Source organism: Bacteroides cellulolyticus (assembly GCF_025567135.1).
GTDB classification, from domain to species: Bacteria; Bacteroidota; Bacteroidia; order Bacteroidales; family Bacteroidaceae; genus Phocaeicola; species Phocaeicola cellulolyticus.
In genome coordinates, this window is record NZ_JAOQJJ010000004.1 from 104641 (window position 1) to 127412 (window position 22772).

A 22772-nucleotide genomic window follows, 5' to 3' on the forward strand; every position below is an offset into this window, starting at 1 on the left:
TTTCGCAAATATTCAGATTTAAACGAAACATTATGGGTACATTAATAAAACTGTACAATAAAAATAATAGTATAGACACACTGCAGAGCATAGCAGACACTCTGAATGATGGAGGAATAATAATCTATCCAACCGACACAATGTATGCCATAGGTTGTCACGCACTGAAAGAACGTCCCATAGAACGTATCTGCAAGTTAAAAAAAATCGATCCGCGTAAACATCACCTGTCTATTATTTGTTATGATTTAAGCAACATAAGTGAATATGCCAAGGTAAGCAACAACACATTCAAACTTATGAAGCGTAACCTACCGGGACCATTCACGTTTATATTGAAAGCAGACAGCCGTCTGCCGAAAATATTCAGAAACAGGAAGGAAGTGGGAATACGTGTACCTGACAATGACATAATCAGGGAAATATGCCGGATGATAGATGCCCCTATCCTATCAACCACACTTCCGCTTGACGAGAATGAAGATCCGGAATATGTTACTGACCCTGAACTCATATATGAGAAGTTCGGCAACGATGCCGACATCATAATAGACGGCGGTATAGGAGGTATTGATCCTTCAACAGTAGTAAGCTGTGTTGAAGACGAAGCGGAAATAATCCGTCAGGGAAAAGGAATATTAGACGAATAACTTATAAACAATTATAAAAATTATGCTACTTACATTACTAAACGTTGCATCAAGCGTTACATCAAGAGTAAACATCGAAGCTGTACTTGACAAACTGGTCAGCTGGGGTATCGAAACCGGTAAAAACATAATCGGAGCTATTCTGATATATGTAATCGGACGTTTCCTTATCAAACAAATAGGCAAACTTCTTACAAAATTCCTAGAAAGACGCAAACTTGAAGTCAGTGTCAAGACATTCCTGAAAAGTCTTTTAAGCATTACACTTAACCTGATACTTGCATTTGCAGTAATAGCCCGTCTTGGTGTTGAAACCACAAGTTTCGCTGCAATACTTGCTTCTGCCGGTGTTGCTATCGGTATGGCACTTTCAGGCAATCTCTCAAATTTTGCAGGCGGACTCATCATCCTTGTATTCAAACCATTCAAGGTAGGTGACTTCATAGACGGTCCAGATGCAAGCGGTACAGTAAAGGAAATACAGATTTTCCACACAATTCTTGCAACCGTTGACAACAAGATAATTTATGTTCCAAACGGCTCTATGAGCAGTAATGTTGTTGTAAATTACAGCAAACAAGACACAAGACGTGCCGAATGGGTAATCGGAGTTGAATACGGTGAAGATTTCGAAAAGGTAAAAGCTGTAATCGAACGTCTTATAAACGAAGACGAAAGAATACTTAAAGACCCTGCACCATTTATAGGTCTTGGAGCACTGTCTGCAAGCAGTGTTGACATAAAAGTACGCGCATGGGCATCTACAGCCAACTATTGGGATGTTTATTTCGACTTCAACAAAAAGGTTTATGAAACATTCAATAAAGAAGGTATCGGATTCCCATTCCCACAACTTACAGTTCATCAGGCCAAAGATTAAAAAAACATATTATTCTTCTCTCAGCCCAGGTCTATGTATTTCTTACATATTCTTGGGCTGTTTTTTTCCAACTTATAGAAAAGCTTTAAAATATACAAGACTCAAACAGCATTTAAAAACATTTTATCGCTAAATATTCAAGACTTCTTATTATATTTGTCCTATTAACAACATAAACCCATAAAACTATGTTTACAATTCAAACTAATCCTTCAGGTACAAGAAGCCTGAACATTTCGGAAGAAAATCTCAAAACAATCGAAAAATATTCTCTGTTCCAGCAACTTATTGATAGCAACGGTATAGTTGACGAAAGCGTGTTGGAAAAACTTAAACTAAACATCCGTTCACTTATAGGCTCGTCTGAGAACGACTGTAAGGATCTGCTGGACCTCTGCCTGAACGTAATTTATCATGACAATATGAAAGCTTTCGGCCTGCATCAGCTCATCATGCTATACATCAACTGGGAGAGAGAAAAAGGTAATATCGAAGAAACAGAAGAATAAATCTTGAAAGAACATAATCTAACGGACTGGTTGCCTACAACCAAGAAAGAAGTAGAGCTTAGAGGATGGGATGAACTCGATGTCATTCTGTTCAGTGGTGACGCATACGTTGACCATCCGTCATTCGGAGCTGCCGTAATAGGAAGAATGCTTGAAGCTCAAGGACTTAAAGTTGCCATCGTGCCACAGCCGAACTGGCGTGACGACCTTCGTGACTTCAAGAAGCTGGGAAAACCAAGACTCTTCTTCGGAATATCTGCCGGATGTATGGACAGTATGGTGAACAAATATACTGCCAACAAGCGTTTGCGAAGCGAAGACGCATATACTCCTGACGGACGACATGACATGCGCCCGGAATATCCTACTATAGTATATTCACAAATATTGAAGAAACTCTATCCCGATGTACCAGTCATCATAGGCGGAATAGAGGCCTCACTGCGCCGTCTTACCCACTACGATTACTGGCAAGACAAGGTCAGACAGTCCATTCTGATTGACTCCGGAGCAGACCTGCTGATTTACGGTATGGGAGAAAAGCCTATCACTGACTTGTGCAAACACATGTCTGAAAATCCAACCATACCGACAGATATTCTTCAGACTGCGTATGTATGCAAAAAGGAAGAATTCAAACCTGAAGAAAATGACTTAAAGCTTTACTCTAATGAGGAATGCCTGAAAGACAAGAAGAAACAAGCTGAAAACTTCAGACATATAGAAGAGGAATCGAACAAATATGCAGCACAGAGGATTATCCAGGAGTCGGGCAAGAAAGTGGTAGTAGTAAATCCGCCTTATCCGCCAATGACTCAGGGCGAGCTTGATATGTCGTTCGACCTTCCATATACACGCCTTCCGCATCCGAAATACAAGAACAAACGTATTCCGGCATACGATATGATTAAATTCTCCGTCAATCTCCACAGAGGATGTTTCGGAGGATGCGCATTCTGCACCATATCAGCCCATCAGGGTAAATTCATCGTAAGCCGCAGCAAGGAAAGTATCCTGAAGGAGGTGAAAGCAATAACTGAAATGCCTGATTTCAAGGGCTATCTGAGCGACCTTGGAGGTCCGTCTGCCAACATGTATGCCATGAGGGGAAAAGACGAAAGTATGTGCCGCCGGTGCAAACGCCCTTCGTGCATCCATCCCAAGATATGCCCTAATCTGAATACAGACCACAGGCCACTGCTGGACATCTATCATGCCGTAGATGCACTTCCAGGAATTAAAAAGAGCTTTATAGGCAGCGGTGTCCGATACGACTTGCTTCTGCACGAAAGTAAGGACCCGGCTGTAAACAAAAGCACTCAGGAATACACCCGCGAGCTGATAATTAAACACGTGAGCGGACGACTGAAGGTAGCACCTGAGCACACAAGCGACAAAGTGCTTTACGTCATGCGCAAACCTCCGTTTGAGCAGTTTGAAAGATTCAAGAAGATATTCGACCGCATAAATACGGAGCATAACCTGCGCCAACAGATTATACCATACTTCATAAGCAGTCACCCCGGATGTACGGCCGAGGATATGGCAGAACTGGCAGTTATAACCAAAAGGCTTGACTTCCATCTGGAACAGGTTCAGGACTTCACTCCTACTCCTATGACTGTCGCTACAGAAGCCTGGTACACAGGTTACCATCCTTATACCCTTGAACCTATTTTCTCTGCAAAAACTCAGAAAGAGAAACTTGCGCAACGCATGTTCTTCTTCTGGTACAAACCTGAGGAAAGAAAAAATATTATCAATGAACTGCGGCGTATGGGAAGGAATGACCTTATAGACAAACTTTACAAGAAGAGATAAAAAAACGAGTGAAACAAACGATACTTATTTTTGTTTCACTCGTTTTATATTATTCAGCTTTCAAATCCACAACTTCACGTACAAGATACGTTCCATCATATTCAGCGGCAAAGCCATCGTCCCACTTTCCGTTATATTCAAGTCTTAATGTAACTTTTACGGGCTTGCCGTTTTTCTGACCTTTAGTTATATTGTCATACTTTTCAAGCAACTGGCCGGTCTTGTCAACAATCCAGAACTCTCTGTCGCTGCCGGAAGGAATAAATGCTCTCACTTCATGCCCTATTCTCAATTCGCCTTCCATGGTATAAAGCAAGTCCATAGAGGTTGAGTCCGTTTCAGTTTCACACAACTCGATACTGTTTTCATCAAACAGCGGTGCATCCTGACCTATTTCCATAAAGATAGCCTTGTCCGGAGCATTATCGAATATTTCAAAATATCTCATTCCGCTATTACCCGTTCCCCAACCATTGCACGTACTCGGAACAGGTTCCTGCTTCTTCATACTGTCTATCATCTCTGCATAATCACCGTCAGGAAGCATTACATATCTGCGTACCCCACTACGGCCGGACGCTGTTTCTTCAAACCTGCATGTCTGACTTTTATCCCAGTCTGCGGAACTTGAGAGTATATCTATAACGTCGTATATACGTTTATTCTTCAACTGGAATATCCTGATTAAAGCGTGAGGAGCAACATCACCGTTTCTCACCATAACCACACCTGGAAGCAATGGATCAACCAACAGCCTTATATCGTCATTACTTTGAGCCATCAGTTTCAAACCGGCTCCGGAAATTTCTTTCCATTCAAAACCTTCGTATGCTTGTCTTGAAGTACTTTTCTTCATTACATCTCCATTGCAGCGTGCGTAAGTAGCAATTCTGTCTCTATCTTTCAATACCAAAGTATCATTTTTTAAACTTATAATATCGAATGTATCGGCAAATAATATTGTCTGCCCGTTACCAATACTTTCACCATTCAGAATAAGTTTGTTACCATGCTCCTCCCATCCATGATATTTCAAGGTTTCCATTCCTATAGACTCTGCTATACCATTATCTTTAATACAAACGCCTTGCACATAAGGCATATCCGGAGATAAAACTTCAATCCAGTTTCCTTTTAAATCACGTTCGCCTGTTGTACAGGAACAAATTACCAATAGTAATAACAAAACAAACTGTTTCATATTTAAATTTATCTGGTTAATACAATAGCAAATATAGACAAAGATATCATGAAACCAATATTATAACTCATATTTTGAAATAATGACTTTCAGAAAAAATATATAGAAATGAAACTTTAATTTTTTTCACTATATACAAAGAAAAAACTCATTTATTTCCCAGTTCTTTCATTATCTCATTTATTGCCGCCTCCAGTTGTGGATCTCTGCCCAATAGCCTGTCCTCAAAGGTATTTCTTACATAAATATCCGGAACTACACCAGTCTTTTCCAGATCATCACCACTCAAAGAATAACATCCCCACGCAGGCATACGTGATGTTGAACCGTCCATAAACCTCACACCGGATGTAAATATAATCCACCGGTATGTTTCTGTACCAACAAGTTTGGCTATACCCAATTGTTTTATACCATTAGATGTAACCTCCGCATCACTAAGACTTCTCTCATTAATCAGAACTACAATAGGCTTGTCCGAAGGTGTTGCGTTAGGATGAGGGTTCTGCTTAAAATCTCTGTAGCTCCAGTTGAAATGAGACTGCTGCCTCAAAACATCTATAACCTCTTTATGTACGTTTCCACCGTTATTATATCTCAAATCAAGTATCAGCGCATCTTTATTCACAAGATCTGTATGAATACCCCTGAGGAAAGACTTAAGCGATGCATCACTCATATCTCTCATATGAATATACGACACTCTGCCTTTTGTCATTTTTTCTACCTTATCACTGCAATTATCCTCCCATTCGGTATATAACATATCCTTTAGCTGATTATACGTTATAGTATGAAGTTTTACTGTAAACTCATTTCCAGCACGTACAAAAGACAAACTAATCTCAGACGGCTTTGTAGCAAAAGAGAAATATTCTTCACGGTTTCTGTCTTCTTCTACCCTTTCTCCATTAACAGCAACCAATCTGTCTCCCGGTCTGATATCAATATCTACACAGTTGGCTGGAGAATCAGTCAATATTCTGTTTATCAGATACGGCTGAACATTATCCCACACAATTCCTGTTTCGGCTGTACAAGAAGATGTCTGAGGTTTCTGTTCCTCACTTCCATTAGATACAAATCCTAGATGAGAAGAATTCAGTTCGCCAAGCATATCATTAAACAATGTTCTGAAATGAGAACGTTCTTTTATATAAGGTAAAAACGAAGCATAATAATCTCTTTTACCTTTCCAGTCAACTCCGTGGAAATTGACATCATAAAAGTTCTGTTCCATAACAGCCCATCCTTCATAGAATATCTGTCTATATTCATCATAAAGATTCTTCTCAACCTCCTTTTCTATTTCAATTTTATCTGCCTTATATTGCTTCAGATCAACCGTGTAAAGACTTCCCCGATGCAAATAATATAATTCTTTACCGGAAATCATAAACCGGCCTCCTGCCTTAAGTTCCGCAATTTCTTTTGTTTCAAAATAAGGATCTGAAATCTTATTCGCTTTCATCTTGCCAACCGACGAATATATGAGCCAGCTGTCATTTTCCATACGACATGTATAAGCACTCCAGACATCATCGTCAACCTTTTCCAATCTTCTGAAAACCTCGTCATAATCAACGGTGTTTTTTTCTTCCATCATATTTACATGACTCATCTTTTTATCTTTATCCACAAACAGACTGTCATACACATCCGATTCAAAAGGTCTTAAATTATATCTTCTCAAGGGAAGCTTGTACAGTGTAGTAGAAACATTTCCTCTCGGGAAAGATGATGCATACATATTAGCAGTAAAATACAAACTCTTTCCATCAGGAGAAAAACACGGTGAACCCTCAACAGAGGCTGATTTTGTCAAATTTACCACTTCATCGTCTGCAAATGAATAAATATATATGTCTGGCTCAAAAAGATTTATAGCCTCGAATGCCAGCAAAGAATCGTCGAAAGAAAAACTAATGTCAAAAGTACGGAATGACCAGAATTGAGCATCAGCTATCTTTTTAACATTGTTTTTTTGAATATCAAGCACCATCACCTTATCACTGCCGCATATGAAAGCTATCTTATCACGTTTATGAGATAACGTAAACGACTTGATATTTGCATCTACAGAATACACCTCCGATTCCGGAGCAGTTCCATCAGCTTTAATCTTATATATATTAAGATAACCTTTATTGGTTCTGGTATAATAAACAGTATTATTATCAGTCCATACAACTTCTGAAACACGCTCGTCATCCGGTGTCACAAGCTGTTTAAGATATTTGCACTTAACATCAGATATATACAGTTTACCACGTATCGACATAGCAAGTTTCTTACCGTCTGGCGATACATCAATACAATCAAGCTTCTGATTACTGAAAACACGTTCCGACATAGTTTTATGACCTGCCACATTTATTTCCGGAACTGTTATTTTACCACTTTTAATATCAAGACATGTCATTTTATATTCATACAGGAATATTATTTTTGACCCATCGTAACTTATAGACGGATATTGTACAGACTGTGAAAAAGACGTAAGACGTGATGACCCATTCTGCTTATCATACTTGAAAATGTTTGACTCTTTATTGTAACTGTCGGACACATAATACATGTTTCCAAGCATATCAGCCATTGGCCATGTATCTTTTCCATAATAATCGGTAAGTACGGAATATTTTTTCATGGAAGGATTCCACGACTTTATATCCGGATTATGATCGCCAATATATCCTTTTCTGGTAGGGAATTTAATGCTCTCATTTGATTCGTTAAAATACATCTCGCCTGTAACAGGGTTTTCTGTTACGTTTATCATAGTATTGAAATATCCTTCTGCCAGTCTTACAGGCGTACCGCCATTTACAGAAACTTTATACGTGGTCTTGATGTTCGCACGGTTACTTTCAAAATATACATATTTCGAATCATGCGACCATCCTGACGGCGTATCGCTACCCTCATGCCATGTAAGTCTTTTAACTTCGCCACCTTCTACAGGAACAATATATACGTCATTATTTCCATTTACATCTGACGAAAACGCTATATATTTCCCATCAGGAGAAACTTTTGGATAACTCTCATACCCTCCCAATGAAACCAGGCGCATGGCTGTACCACCTTCTACACCTACTCTAAAAATATCACCTTCATAAGAAAAATATATTTCACCTGCATTTGGCGAAAGAGAGGGGAAACATGCGAAATGCAATGTCTCCGAAAATAACGAATGCGACATCAACGACATCGCAATGATTAATATGTGCTTCATATGACATCAGTTTTAAAATGTATGCAAATCTAACAAAATTATTTCAGTATTCATCATCAACCCTTTAATTATATACCAAAATGAAATCATTCTACACAATACCAATAATACCATATGACATATTTTACATATAAAATGTATCATTATAACATTTATACAAGTAAAATAAATTATAAATGAAATTATTTTAAGCAAAATATTGACCTTTTACAAATATTTACTACTTTTGCAAAAAGACACTTAAAAGAGAGACTTATGAAAGGATTAAAAGAGTTTAAATTCCCACACAAAAAGAGAAACATTTGCCTCGGCTTAATAGGATGTTTACTCATTCCGGGAAACATGACAGGAGAAAACAGATCGGAAAACCTTGTTTTATCATCCGTCACACAACAAGGAATATCCGGAGTAGTAGTTGATACTAACGGAACACCACTTATAGGCGTCTCAATCATTATAAAAGGGACATCCAAAGGCGTAACCACCGATATAGACGGAAAATTCAATATAGATGCCGACATAAACAGCACATTGATTTTCAGCTATGTAGGTATGAAATCCACAAATGTCGTCATAAAGGACAACCGTCCTTTACATATAGTTATGCACGAAGACTCCAAGATGATGGACGAAATTGTAGTTACCGGATACGGAGACTTCAAAAAAGCCACATATACAGGTTCTGCCTCTGTTCTAAACACAGAAAAGCTTGAATCACTGCCTGTAACATCAGTCGCACAAATGATAGAATCAAATATGCCCGGAGTTAGTATAGTATCCGGTTCATCATCACAACCGGGCTCTAAATCGACTTTAAGAATACGTGGTATAGCTTCTATGAATGCATCAACAGAGCCTCTTTATGTAATAGACGGGGTACCTGTTTCATCAGATGATTTCAGCGCATTCACTTCTGAAGCAAGTACAGGAGGTATGGGTATTCTGGAAACTATAAACCCTGCCGACGTAGAAAGTATAACCGTACTTAAAGATGCCGCGTCTGCATCACTTTACGGTGCCAAAGGTGCTAACGGTGTTATCCTTATAAAAACAAAGAAGGGAAGCCAGGGAAAACTGAAGGTAAACATGCAGGCATCGTTCGGTGTTACAGATCTGGCATATAACTACAGACCGCTAATGGGTGGTGAAGAATGGAGAGATCTTCTTTATGAAGGATTGGTTAACTTCAAACTGGTAAATGGAGCTGACCAGCAAACCGCCACATCATATGCGGACTCGGAAATAGACAAGTACGCTGCAAGACCGGCAAACGGATATTCAGACTGGTACAACGCACTGATGAAAAAAGGCTATCAGCAGGACTATAATGTTTCGGTAAGTAGCGGAACTGAGAAATCAAATATAATAGCCAGTGTCGGTTACACTAACCAGACAGGTGTTTCGGTTAACTCAGAAATGGACAGGCTTACAGGCCGTATCGACGCAAACAGCAAATGGAACAACTTTGAATTTGGAGCCAATGCATCATTCTCATGGACAAAAAGCAAACAAACACCGGAAGGATATTATTATGCCAGTGCTCTGTACTCTTCAGTAGTAGAGCTTAATCCAAGTATTCCTATTTACAATGAAGACGGTACTTACCATACAGGATTTCAGGTTAACGGCGGGCTCAATCCTTTATACGAAAATTCAGTAAATGATTATTATACAAATATCGTAAGAAGTATGATGTCCGGAAGAGCCGCATACAATATCATTGAAGGTTTGAAAATATCTACAGTATTTTCTGTTGATTACTCACTCACAAAAGACTTCTATTTCTATTCTCCTGAAGGAACTGATGGAAAATTATACAATGGTAAAGGACTTATGCAGATGACTGACAGGTTGAGATACACTTCACAAAACAATCTTAGCTTCAACAGAACATTTGGTAAACATAACGTGAGCGCAGTTCTTGCATACGAAATAATGAAATACACCTATAATGATTTGTATGGTGAAGTTGAAGGTTACGGACAGTCTCCCAATGGAAGTTTAAGCAATGGTGCAGTTCCGGTAGCAGCATCACAAATGATTCAGCAGGACGCCCTGCTTTCTTATATTGCGAGCGGTAACTACAGTTATGCAGACAAGTATTACTTAGGACTTAGCTTCCGACGCGACGGTTCGTCAAGACTGGCGCCAGAAACACGTTGGGGTAACTTTTGGGCGGTATCAGGCTCATGGAGAGTATCGCAGGAAAAATTCATGAACAGTATAAGCAACATTGTGAACGATTTGAAAATCAGAGCATCGTATGGTGTGAACGGTAATCTTCCAAGCACATATTATGGCTACATGGGAACATATAATACCGGTTCATTCTACAACGGACTTCCGGCTCCATGGGAAGACAACATTGCAAACAATAATCTTTCATGGGAAAAGAACTATTCGCTCAATTTAGGTTTGGATATAAGCTTCCTGAACAGAATATCAATATCAATCGACTGGTACAACAGAATAACCAAAGACCTGCTGATGAACAAACAACTTAACTCAATTAGCGGTTTCGGTTCTGTTATTGACAACATTGGCAAGATGCAGAACAAGGGAGTTGAACTGGAAATAAGAACAAACAACATACAAAAACGTGATTTTTCCTGGAGCACCTCTTTCAATCTGAGCCACAACAAAAACAAGATATTAAAACTGGCAGACCTTTCATGGTACACTGACGGAAGGTATATCAGAAAAGAAGGACTTTCTTACGGAACACTCTATTTAAGAGAATATGCGGGTGTAGATCCTGACAACGGTAAGCCGATGTATTACGACAATGTGGAAGATGAAAACGGAAATCTTTCAAAAAACATTGTTTACGACCCTAATGACGCCAACCCTATTCCACTGGTGGACATTTATCCAAAAGTATCAGGTGGATTGATGAATACATTCAACTATAAATTCATAGACCTGTCCTTCAATCTTTCTTATAGTCTTGGTGGACACTCTTACGACAATGGAATGTACGCCATACAGGATGACGGATATTATTACCAATACAACAAGAGTACAGAATTGAGAAGAAGATGGCAGGAACCAGGAGACATTACAGATGTGCCAAGATTCGTTTACGGACAGGAATATGGCGGATACTGGAATTCATCGAGAGGAATACACAGCACAGACCATCTGAGACTTAAAAATCTTACATTAGGTATCTCAGCTCCAAAGGAATGGTTGAAAAACATTGGTATCAGTAACCTAAGAATATTCTTCTCTGGTACAAACCTGCTCACATGGGCAGCATACGACCAATACGACCCTGAACTGACTGGTGTGGTATCTTTCTTTACACCTCCATTGAAAACATTCTCTTTCGGGTTAGACATTAAGTTATAACTAAAAACATTTAACAGAATTGATTATGACAAGACATAAATATATTTCAAAACTGGCAGGAGTTTTAGTTCTGTCATTAGGCTTGGTCTCATGCACCGGAAGTTTCCTTGACACTACCCCAAGCAACAAAGTACCTACAGAAAATGCTTTCGATTCATTCAGTTCTACTGAAAATGCAGTTAACGGACTATACGACCTGATGTCGTCATACGGCTATTACGGTGGAACCATGTTCTTTTATGGAGACATGAAAGGAGACGATATACAGAGCTCATACAACAGCGGACGAGATTGCAACAACTGTTATCTGTTCAATCATAGAGCAAACAATCTTGGTGCTGGATATCTGTGGGGAAGGCCATATTATATTATACGTCAGGGATGGAACATTGTAAGTGCAATAGACAACAACAAAATACAAGACGCTACCACTGAAGATCTGGCGTATCTTAAAGGAGAAGCTTTGGCTGTGATTGCTTTATGCCACTTTGATCTTACAAGATGTTTTGGATATCCTTATACAAAAGACAACGGTTCTTCATGGGGTGCACCAATAGTAGAAAGAGCAATAGGACTGGATGAAAATCCGGAAAGAAAAACTGTTGCCGAAGACTATAATTTTATCATAAAAACCCTCAACGATGCTATTCCACTCATGACAACAGACAAAATGAATGGAAGGATGAACCAATATGCCGCACGTATGCTTTTGTCAAGAGTGTACCTGTATATGGGAAACGAAGAAGAAGCATATAATGTGTCAAGCAAACTGATTGAAGAATTGAAAACAGGTAACGAATACAGGTTATATACCAACGAAGAATACCTGAAATCATGGAATCTGGATGAAAAGTTCGGAACAGAATCACTGTTTGAAATAGCAAACGCGTCGGACGACAATGAAGGAAGAAACTCACTGGCTTATCTTATGCATCCGTATGGCTATGAGGAAATGTTCCTGACAGAAAGCTTCATGGAACTAATGAACAAGGATAAAAACGATGTCAGATATCAACTGATTGGAGAAGTTACCTATAATAAAGCTACCAGATATTGGCTAAAGAAATGGCCGGGTAGTGATGATACAACACCGGCATCGTATAACAACTATGTTGTATTCCGCCTGTCAGAGCTTTATCTTATAGCAGCCGAAGCGGCATTAACACTTACAGGAGAAAAGAAAGATAAAGGATTGGAATATCTAAACGAAATTGTATCAAGAGGAAATCCTGACAATAGTGTTGATATGGACGAATATACACTGGAAAGAGTCCTTGAAGAAAGAAGAAAAGAACTTGTGGGAGAAGGACACCGTTTCTTTGACGTCTTAAGAAACGGAATGAAAATTACAAGAACAGGAAACCTACATATGGAAAACGCAGTGAAGGAAATAGACTGGAACTACGAAAAATGCGTTCTGCCTATACCAGAAGACCAGTTTGTATTTAATCCTGACATGGAACAAAACCCGGGATATTCAAAATTCTAATAGTACATAAGCTCTAAAAAATAAACGGCAAATCCTTGTTGGATTATGCCGTTTATTTTTTTTTATTTCTTCTTTTCCAATTCCTGAAGACTTTCCATCTTCTTAGTCTCAAGGAACTCGTATATACCGCAAAGGTGTTCTTTAACCTTCTTGTTACCAAACTCATAAACCTTGGTAACGAGTCCATCAAGGAAGTCACGGTCGTGGGAAACCACAATCAGAGTTCCGTCAAAATCCATGAGAGCCTGTTTCAGTATATCCTTGGTTTTCATGTCAAGGTGGTTGGTAGGCTCGTCAAGAATAAGCAGATTCACCGGTTCAAGCAGGAGTTTAATCATAGCCAGACGGGTACGTTCACCACCGGACAAGACCTTGACCTTCTTCATTGATTCTTCCGGACCACCAAACATAAATGCTCCAAGCAGGTCCCTGATTTTGTTTCTGATTTCGCCTTTAGCCACATCGTCTATAGTCTGGAACACCGTAAGATTTTCGTCAAGAAGAGAAGCCTGGTTCTGTGCGAAGTATCCTATCTGTACGTTATGACCGAGAGTAAGTGTACCTTCGTGGTCTATCTCATTCATTATACATTTCACGAGGGTTGACTTACCTTCACCGTTCTTACCTACGAAAGCCACTTTATCGCCACGTTCTATCGTCAGAGTGGCATTGCGGAACACCACATGGTCGCCGTATGTCTTTCCTACTCCATCCATTATCACAGGATAGCTTCCACTGCGTGGTGAAGGAGGAAACTTAAGCCTCAACGCCGATGTATCTTCCTCGTCAACCTCTATCAGTTCAAGCTTCTCCAACATCTTCACACGGCTCTGTACCTGGAGTGTCTTACTGTATGTACCCTTGAAACGCTCAATGAAATCCTTAGTTTCCTGAATCATCTTCTGCTGTTCTTCGTACTGCTTCATCTGCTGTTCGCGACGTTCCTTACGCAGAACAAGATACTGGGAGTAGTTCACCTTATAGTCGTATATACGCCCCATAGTGACTTCAATGGTACGTGTAGTGATATTGTCAACAAACTTACGGTCGTGGCTTATAACGATTACAGCCTTAGCACTGTTGATCAGGAACTCTTCAAGCCACTGTATAGACTCGATGTCAAGATGGTTTGTAGGCTCGTCAAGCAACAATACATCCGGATTTTGAAGAAGAAGTTTTGCCAACTCTATACGCATACGCCATCCACCGCTGAAATCACTCGTAGGACGGTTGAAATCTTCTCTCATAAACCCAAGACCAAGGAGAGCCTTCTCTACATCTTCTTCGAAGTGAGTCATGTCTATGGCATAGAACTTTTCGCTCATGGCAGCCACTTTCTCTATAAGAGCCATATATGAATCGCTTTCATAGTCTGTTCTTGTGGCCAGCTCATTGTTCATTGCCTCTATCTCCTTTTCCATCTCCTGAAGATGGGCAAAAGCCTGCGAAGCTTCTTCGAAAACGGTTCTGCCATCTTCGGTCATCAGATGCTGTGGTAAATATGCAATGACACAGTCCTTAGGTGCTGTAACTTTTCCACGGGTAGGTTGCCTTACCCCAGCCAAAATCTTTAACAAGGTTGACTTTCCGGCTCCGTTCTTTCCCATAAGGGCTATACGGTCTTTCTCATTGATCTGAAAACTAATGTCACTAAACAAGGTGGTACCGCCAAATTCAACGGTCAATCCATCTACTGAAATCATATAATTAAAAGTTTTTAGTTTGTGAGTTTATAAGTTTTTGAGTTGAACTGCAATTACAAAATAAATTGGCAAGCAGACGGGGATATTGTCCTTATCCACTTGCCAACACACATTTCATATAAAATTAATATTATGCCATAAGCAATATAAGCAACTGGGCCGTAAGAATACGCAAGAACATACTCAACGGATATACTGTAGAATATCCTACGGCAGGAGCATCATTGCTTGACACCTGGTTTGCGTATGCCAGTGCTGGTGGGTCTGTATTACTACCTGCAATAAGTCCCATCAGTGTATAATAGTTGAGTTTATGTCTCCAGCGGGCTACAATACCCATGATAATAAGAGGTATTATAGTGATAAGGAAACCTATACCTACATAAAGAAGCCCATCGCCCTCTACAACTGTCTGTACGAAACTTCCGCCTGCCTTAATACCTACACTGGCAAGGAACAAGGCCAAGCCTACTTCACGAAGCATCAGATTGGCACTCATTGTAGTATAAGTAACAAGTTTTACCTTATGTCCGAAACGACCTATAAGTATGGAAATGATAAGCGGACCACCGGCAAGACCTAACTTGATAGGGGTAGGTATTCCCGGAATTGCAAAAGGAAGGCTACCGAACAGAATACCACAAAGAATACCTATAAATATGGTAACAATGTTAGGATGGTCAAGACGCTTCAACTGATTTCCCAGCAAACCGGCTACACGTTCCACTGCATCCTGCGGACCTACAACCATCACACGGTCACCCACCTGTAGAGTCAACTGGCGTGATGCGAAAAGGTCCATACCTGAACGGTTAACACGAGTGACGTTTACTCCATACATACTGTTGAAATGCAATTCACCAAGTGTCTTACCGTTAATGTTGGACTGAGTGACAAGAATACGGCGTGACACCATCGGTTTGTCTGTTTTGCCTTGAGCCTCCCAGTCAACATTCTGAACCTGAGGGCCAATGAATGTTATAATAGCCTCCGAATCATCTTCGGCACATACAATGAACATCTTGTCGTTAAGTTCCAAAACAGTGTTTGCAGTAGGAATATATACGCAACCGTCGCTTTTCATTATTCTGGAACAAACAAAGTCGCGAGCAAGGAAATTACGTACCTGCAAAACTGTCTTACCCTGCAAAGCTTCATTATGAACCTCCAGATTGAGGAAGAAAGGTTTCAGATGAGGATTGGCTTCTTCACCACGCTTGATTTCCTCCTCTTCCTTATTTAAATCTATCCTGCAGATTATACGTATGAGAATCATAGATAAGATAATACCCATCACTCCCAACGGATAAGCACAAGCATATCCCATTGCTATCTGAGGTCCGTTATAATTAATCTGAGTCAAAGCTTCATTTGCGGCACCAAGACCAGGAGTATTGGTTACGGCTCCACATAGAATACCTACCATCATAGGTATATCTACCCTACCCTGAAGTGCAAAGTACAGTATCAAGGCTACAGCTATGTTCAGCGCCACTATGCCTACAGCAACCATATTCATGGCTATACCGCCTTTCTTAAAAGAAGAGAAGAAAGATGGTCCAACCTGAAGACCAATACAGAACACAAATAAAATTAACCCGAAGTCTTGCACGAAATTAAGAATGGAGGTATTTCCGGTAAATCCAAAATGTCCAACCAGAATACCTACGAACAAGACAAATGTGACCCCCAGCGAAATACCGAAGATCTTAATCTTTCCCAATAACACACCCACTGCTATAACAAAGGCATAAAGAGCAACTATGTGGGCTATTGAATCGGGATTGAATAACAAATCACTTAACCAATTCATAGTTTTTAAAATAACACATAAATAATTTGCAACAAAAGTAGTTAAAAAATAATAAGGTGTCAAATTATAAGCCTCAAAAGTAATTATTATGAAAGTTTTTTTTGCCACACAGACATTACAATACTATAAAAAATCATTCCGTTTTATAAAATAAATGTTTATATGAAGTGTATTTCTTACCCGAAAATGCACGAGATAACAAGAAATTTGTATCTTTGCCTTAAAAGGTACTTGAACTATGAAGTACGAATCTTTAATATAACCTATTTATATAAACCTAATCAACTATGGCAGATAGTAAAGAAAAACTCTTTTCCGATTTCCCTTCCGTAAGCACACAGGAATGGTTGGATAAGATTACAGTTGACCTTAAAGGCGCTGATTTTGAAAAGAAGTTGGTATGGAAAACCAACGAAGGATTTAAAGTTAAACCTTTTTACCGCAAAGAAGATCTTGAAGGACTGAAAACAACAGAAGGACTTCCCGGAGAATTCCCATACGTAAGAGGAATAAAAAAAGACGACAATACTTGGTTCATACGTCAGGATATAAAAGTCATTGATCCGACTGAAGCAAATGCCAAGGCTCTGGACTTGCTAAACAAAGGCGTTGATTCACTTGGATTTAAAGTAAAGGCATCTGATTTAAGTTCCGAATATATAGCTACACTGCTGAAAGACATCTGCTGTGACTGCGTAGAACTGAACTTCTCTACATGTCAGGGACATACAGTAGAACTGGCAGAATTACTTGTAGCTTATTTCAAGGAAAAAGGATACGATCCTAAGAGTTTGCAGGGTTCTGTCAACTTCGACCCTATCAGCAAGATGTTAGGCAAAGGCAAAGACAGAAGCGGACTTATTGCCAACGCAAAGAAACTTGTTGAGGTTTTGGCAGAATATCCAAAATTCCGTTGCATTACCGTAAACTGTGTTGACCTTAATAATTCCGGTGCATATATTTATCAGGAATTGGGATATGCACTCTCTTGGGGTAATGAATATCTTAATCAGATGGTAGAGGCAGGCGTTCCAGCAGCTCTAGCCGCAAAGAAAATAAAATTCAACTTCGGTATCAGCTCAAACTATTTCATGGAAATCGCAAAATTCCGTGCCGCTCGTATGCTTTGGGCTAACATCGTAAAAGAATATAATCCTCAATGTCCTCGTAAAGACTGTTCTAACACTGGTGCAGACGGTACTTGCTACTGCGCTTGCAAGATGGTTGCACATGCTGAAACATCCAAATTCAACCTTACACTTTTCGATGCTCATGTAAATCTGCTCCGTACTCAGACTGAAGCCATGAGTGCTGCTCTGGCAGGTGTAAACTCTATCACAGTGACTCCTTTCGACAGTGTTTACGAAACTCCTAACGAATTCTCAGAACGTCTGGCACGCAACCAGCAGTTATTGCTCAAGGAAGAATCTCACCTCAACCGTATAGTTGACCCTGCTGCCGGTTCATATTATATCGAGAACCTGACTGCTTCTATTGCTCAGCAGGCATGGAACCTGTTCCTGGCTACAGAAGACGAAGGCGGTTTCCTTGCAGCTGTAAAAGCTAACAAGGTACAGGAAACTGTAAATGCCAGCAACAAGGCTCGTCATGAGGCTGTTTCAAAACGCAAGGAGATACTCCTCGGTACAAACCAGTATCCTAACTTCACTGAAATGGCAGGCGAAAAGACTCCTGAAGAATGCAAGTGCAACTGCGGATGCAGCCACGGAACAGAAGAAACTCCTTATATGGCTCTTGACAAGTCACGCGCTGCAAGCGAATTCGAAGTTCTTCGTCTGCAGACAGAACACTCAGGCAAGCGTCCTAAAGCATTCATGCTTACTATCGGTAACCTTGCTATGCGTCAGGCCCGTGCACAGTTCTCTTGCAACTTCCTTGCATGTGCCGGATATGAAGTTATCGACAACCTCGGCTTTGCTACAGTAGAAGAAGGTGTGGAAGCTGCAATGAAGGCTAATGCTGACATCGTAGTGATGTGTTCAAGCGATGACGAATATGCAGAATACGCAATCCCTGCATTCAAGGCACTCGACGGACGCGCTATGTATATCGTGGCAGGTGCTCCGGCATGCATGGACGACCTGAAAGCTGCAGGTATAGAGAACTTCATACACGTTCGCTGCAACGTATTGGAAACTTTAAAAGAGTATAACGAAAAGTTAGGAATTAAATAACTATGAAACCGAATTTCAAAAACATCGATATATATGCCGGATTCCAGCCTAAGAACGGTATGGAATGGCAGAAAGCCAATGGCATCGAAGCCAATTGGAGAACACCGGAACAGATTCAGGTAAAACCGGTCTATACAAAAGAAGACCTTGAGGGAATGGAACACCTTGACTATGTTGCAGGTATCCCTCCTTATCTTCGTGGCCCTTACTCAATGATGTACACTTTCCGTCCTTGGACTATCCGCCAGTATGCAGGATTCTCTACAGCCGAAGAATCAAACGCATTCTATCGCCGTAACCTTGCATCAGGACAGAAAGGTCTTTCTGTGGCATTCGACCTTCCTACTCACCGCGGTTACGACCCTGACCATCCACGTGTAGTGGGCGATGTAGGTAAAGCCGGAGTATCTATCTGCTCGCTAGAAAACATGAAGGTTCTGTTCGACGGTATTCCATTGAACAAGATGTCCGTATCAATGACCATGAACGGTGCGGTACTTCCAGTTATGGCCTTCTACATCAATGCCGGACTTGAACAGGGTGCAAAACTTGAAGAAATGGCAGGTACAATCCAGAACGATATCCTTAAAGAGTTCATGGTGCGTAACACATATATCTACCCACCAGCATTCTCAATGAAGATTATCTCTGACATCTTCGAATATACTTCACAGAAGATGCCTAAGTTCAACTCAATCTCTATCTCAGGTTACCACATGCAGGAAGCAGGTGCTACAGCAGACATCGAGTTGGCTTATACTCTTGCCGACGGTCTTGAATATCTCCGTGCCGGTGTAGCTGCAGGTATCGACATCGATGCCTTTGCTCCTCGCCTCTCGTTCTTCTGGGCTATCGGTATGAACCATTTCATGGAAATTGCCAAGATGCGTGCCGCTCGTATGCTTTGGGCCAAGATTGTAAAACAGTTCAATCCTAAGAACCCTAAGTCACTGGCATTGCGTACTCACTCACAGACTTCAGGATGGTCGCTAACAGAGCAAGACCCGTTCAACAACGTAGGCCGTACTTGTATCGAAGCTATGGCTGCCGCTCTTGGTCACACTCAGTCACTGCATACAAACGCACTTGACGAAGCCATCGCACTTCCAACAGATTTCTCTGCACGTATCGCACGTAACACTCAGATTTATATCCAGGAAGAAACTCAGATATGCAAGAACGTTGACCCATGGGGCGGTTCTTACTATGTTGAGGCTCTTACAAACGAACTTGCTCACAAAGCTTGGGAACACATTCAGGAAATCGAACGTTTGGGCGGTATGGCCAAGGCTATCGAAACAGGTATTCCTAAGATGCGTATCGAAGAAGCTGCAGCCCGCACTCAGGCACGTATCGACTCTGGCGAACAGACTATCGTTGGTACAAACAAATACCGTCTTGAAAAAGAAGACCCAATTGATATCCTCGAAGTGGATAACACTGCCGTTCGTCAGGAACAGATTGAAAACCTCCGCCGCTTGAAGGAAGGCCGTAACCAGGCTGAAGTTGACAAGGCTCTTGCAGCAATCACCGAATGCGTGAAGACAGGTAAGGGCAACTTGCTTGAACTAGCAGTAGAGGCAGCACGAGTTCGCGCTACATTGGGAGAAATCTCAGATGCTTGTGAAGTGGTAGTAGGACGTTATAAAGCAATAATCAGAACAATATCAGGCGTGTATTCATCAGAAAGTAAGAAAGATGCAGATTTCGCAAGAGCTTGCGAACTGACAGAAGAATTTGCGAAGAAAGAAGGTCGCCGCCCACGTGTAATGATTGCCAAAATGGGTCAGGACGGACACGACCGTGGTGCAAAAGTTGTAGCAACAGGTTTCGCCGACTGCGGTTTCGACGTTGACATGGGACCATTGTTCCAGACTCCGGAAGAAGCAGCACGCGATGCAGTGGAAAACGACGTTCATGCAGTAGGTGTTTCTTCACTTGCGGCTGGTCATAAGACTCTTATCCCACAGATTATCGCCGAGCTGAAGAAACTCGGCCGCGAAGATATACTTGTATTCGCAGGTGGTGTAATCCCTGCTCAGGACTATGACTTCCTCTATAAAGCAGGCGTTATGGCTATCTTCGGTCCCGGTACATCAGTAGCAAAATCTGCTTGTCAGGTTATGGAACTGTTGATGGAAACTGAAGAGTAATATATTATAAGTTAGACAATAAATTATCCGGTCATTAAATGCTGTTTAAATGGTTATTAAATACTATTTAAACAGCATTTAAAGGCCGGATTTTTATTACTTTATCAAATACTAATTTAATATACTAATCTATCGGCAAATTTATATAATAAAATTCATGAAAAAGATACATTTTTTGCCGATATCGGCAATATTTCACTCAAATAAAGTCAGGCTATTATCCACCTGTCTATAGTTCTTGTCTCGGAACTGAAATTCACCCCAACCTTGACAACTTTTCTTCCGTCGGCAGCAAATGCAGAGGCATACCCTTTCGCGTCTATCTGAGCCATTGCTTCCTCGGCTGTTCCATCAAGTTTGAATTCCATCACGTAGATATAGTCAGAGGTTTTCAGCACGAGGTCAACTCGTCCGCGCGATGTATGATATTCCACTTCTGCATGGAATCCCATAAGCTTGAACACTATGTAGAGAATATTCTGATAGTGCACTTCACGGTCGCGTGGAGCAAGTTCGTATGGTATATCATCAAAGAAAGTCTGCAGGCGGCTCAGGAAAGAATCCACATCACCTTTGCGGACTTCCTCTACAAAACGCTGGATCTCGTATGGAGATTTTGTTACGCTGACAGAGGCATAATTGGGAAGAAGGAAACGGAAAAAGCCCTGCTCAACCTCACGGTTAGGAAAACCGAGAGTGTAGTTCTCGAACTCTTCATTATAGCCCTTTATTGTCAGATAACCGCTCTGATAGATTACAGGAACAGGGTCAGTGGATGCCGCATCTATGGAATCAAGAACAGGACCGCTGGTCACTATATCCTCTATCTCCTCAACATTGTAGTTATGCTGCTTCATCAGTTCCACAAGATATGTTGGTGTACCGGTAGCAAACCAGTAATTATCTATCTGCATATTGGCAAAGGTATTAAGAATGCTGAAAGGATTATACAATCCAGGTGACTTAAAGCTGAAATGATAACCGTCATAATTCAGTTTCAGGCGTGCGCAAGTCTCTTCATAACCTGTTCCAAGTTTCTCGGCCAGAGTGTGAATATCATCGTCAAAATATCTGTGTAATTCCTCTTCAGTTATTCCGCATATTTCAGAGAAACGGTTTATCATGGAGATATCCATCAGATTGTTCAAATCGCTGAACACACTTACTTTTCCGAATTTTGTCACACCTGTGAGCATGGCAAACTGTATGTATCCGTCGCACGACTTCAATGCTCCATAGAAAGCTTTCAAGGTATTACGATATTCAGTCTGAAGTTCAGGATTGCCTATGGCCTGAAGCATAGGCTTGTCGTATTCGTCTATGAGAATGACAGTGTTATGTCCGGTCTTTTCGGCAGCTCTGCGGATTATTCCCTGAAATCGTAAAGACAGACTGGTTTCACTTTCCCTGCTACCATAAATATCTTCCCATCTGCACAAAGCGTCATTAAGAATACCTTCAAGCTTTTCTACACTGTCATATTTTTGCGTATTCAGGTCAAGATGCAACACAGGATACTCTATCCAATCCTTCTCCAGTTTTTCCATCTCCAGCCCGGCAAAAAGTTCGCGTTTGCCTGAGAAATACGCTTCGAGAGTAGATATAAGCAGGCTCTTGCCAAAACGGCGAGGACGGCTGAGAAAATAATACTTTCCGGTACTTATCAACTGATATATCAATGCTGTTTTGTCAACATAAATATAATCTTTCTTTCGTAAATCCTCAAAATTCTGTATGCCTATAGGATAAAGTTTGCTCATGACTGACTG

At 40.7% G+C, this 22772-nt stretch carries 13 protein-coding genes; 8 read left to right on the forward strand and 5 right to left on the reverse strand.

Annotation, left to right across the window (positions count from 1 at the left end; genetic code table 11):
* The first annotated feature begins 32 nt into the window (after positions 1–32).
* The 4 genes from OCV82_RS06140 to OCV82_RS06155 all read left to right on the forward strand — a co-directional run bounded on the left by OCV82_RS06140 (position 33) and on the right by OCV82_RS06155 (position 3860).
* On the forward strand, positions 33–650 hold the full coding sequence (locus OCV82_RS06140) for an L-threonylcarbamoyladenylate synthase (protein WP_154043637.1): 618 nt from the start codon (positions 33–35) through the stop codon (positions 648–650).
* Between the two features lie 22 nt (positions 651–672).
* Complete coding sequence (locus OCV82_RS06145; RefSeq protein WP_154043638.1) at positions 673–1530, forward strand: mechanosensitive ion channel family protein; 858 nt, start codon at positions 673–675, stop codon at positions 1528–1530.
* 188 nt (positions 1531–1718) lie between these two features.
* Positions 1719–2039, forward strand: coding sequence for a hypothetical protein (locus tag OCV82_RS06150; protein WP_154043639.1), 321 nt, complete (start codon positions 1719–1721; stop codon positions 2037–2039).
* A 3-nt stretch (positions 2040–2042) separates the two neighbouring features.
* Positions 2043–3860, forward strand: coding sequence for a YgiQ family radical SAM protein (locus tag OCV82_RS06155; protein ID WP_154043640.1), 1818 nt, complete (start codon positions 2043–2045; stop codon positions 3858–3860).
* A gap of 49 nt (positions 3861–3909) precedes the next feature.
* On the opposite strand, the gene OCV82_RS06160 is transcribed toward OCV82_RS06155, so the two are convergent.
* Both OCV82_RS06160 and OCV82_RS06165 read right to left on the reverse strand, forming a co-directional pair.
* Entirely contained in the window at positions 3910–5061 is a 1152-nt protein-coding gene (locus OCV82_RS06160; protein ID WP_154043641.1) for a lipocalin-like domain-containing protein, read from the reverse strand.
* Between the two features lie 148 nt (positions 5062–5209).
* Complete coding sequence (locus OCV82_RS06165; RefSeq protein ID WP_154043642.1) at positions 5210–8299, reverse strand: S41 family peptidase; 3090 nt, start codon at positions 8297–8299, stop codon at positions 5210–5212.
* A gap of 255 nt (positions 8300–8554) precedes the next feature.
* Between OCV82_RS06165 and OCV82_RS06170 the strand changes: the two genes are divergently transcribed.
* Together OCV82_RS06170 and OCV82_RS06175 are read left to right on the forward strand one after the other, a co-directional pair.
* Entirely contained in the window at positions 8555–11650 is a 3096-nt protein-coding gene (locus tag OCV82_RS06170; RefSeq protein ID WP_154043643.1) for a SusC/RagA family TonB-linked outer membrane protein, read from the forward strand.
* Between the two features lie 25 nt (positions 11651–11675).
* Positions 11676–13139, forward strand: coding sequence for a RagB/SusD family nutrient uptake outer membrane protein (locus OCV82_RS06175; RefSeq protein WP_154043644.1), 1464 nt, complete (start codon positions 11676–11678; stop codon positions 13137–13139).
* A gap of 62 nt (positions 13140–13201) precedes the next feature.
* Here the strand turns inward: OCV82_RS06175 and OCV82_RS06180 are convergent, their stop codons facing one another.
* Both OCV82_RS06180 and OCV82_RS06185 read right to left on the reverse strand, forming a co-directional pair.
* Positions 13202–14842 carry an ABC-F family ATP-binding cassette domain-containing protein gene (locus tag OCV82_RS06180; protein WP_154043645.1) on the reverse strand — a complete coding sequence of 547 codons (1641 nt, stop codon included), beginning with the start codon at positions 14840–14842 and terminating at the stop codon, positions 13202–13204.
* Between the two features lie 130 nt (positions 14843–14972).
* Positions 14973–16655 carry a putative transporter gene (locus OCV82_RS06185; protein ID WP_154043646.1) on the reverse strand — a complete coding sequence of 561 codons (1683 nt, stop codon included), beginning with the start codon at positions 16653–16655 and terminating at the stop codon, positions 14973–14975.
* 287 nt (positions 16656–16942) lie between these two features.
* Here OCV82_RS06185 and mutA point away from each other — a divergent pair, with 287 nt between their 5' ends.
* Both mutA and scpA read left to right on the forward strand, forming a co-directional pair.
* Entirely contained in the window at positions 16943–18850 is a 1908-nt protein-coding gene (mutA, locus tag OCV82_RS06190; RefSeq protein WP_154043647.1) for a methylmalonyl-CoA mutase small subunit, read from the forward strand.
* A gap of 2 nt (positions 18851–18852) precedes the next feature.
* The gene (gene scpA, locus OCV82_RS06195; RefSeq protein ID WP_154043648.1) at positions 18853–21003 is read left to right on the forward strand and encodes a methylmalonyl-CoA mutase; all 2151 of its coding nucleotides are present in this window, start codon (positions 18853–18855) and stop codon (positions 21001–21003) included.
* Positions 21004–21212: 209 nt separating this feature from the next.
* On the opposite strand, the gene OCV82_RS06200 is transcribed toward scpA, so the two are convergent.
* Positions 21213–22763 carry an ATP-binding protein gene (locus OCV82_RS06200; RefSeq protein ID WP_154043649.1) on the reverse strand — a complete coding sequence of 517 codons (1551 nt, stop codon included), beginning with the start codon at positions 22761–22763 and terminating at the stop codon, positions 21213–21215.
* Between the last annotated feature and the right edge of the window lie 9 nt (positions 22764–22772).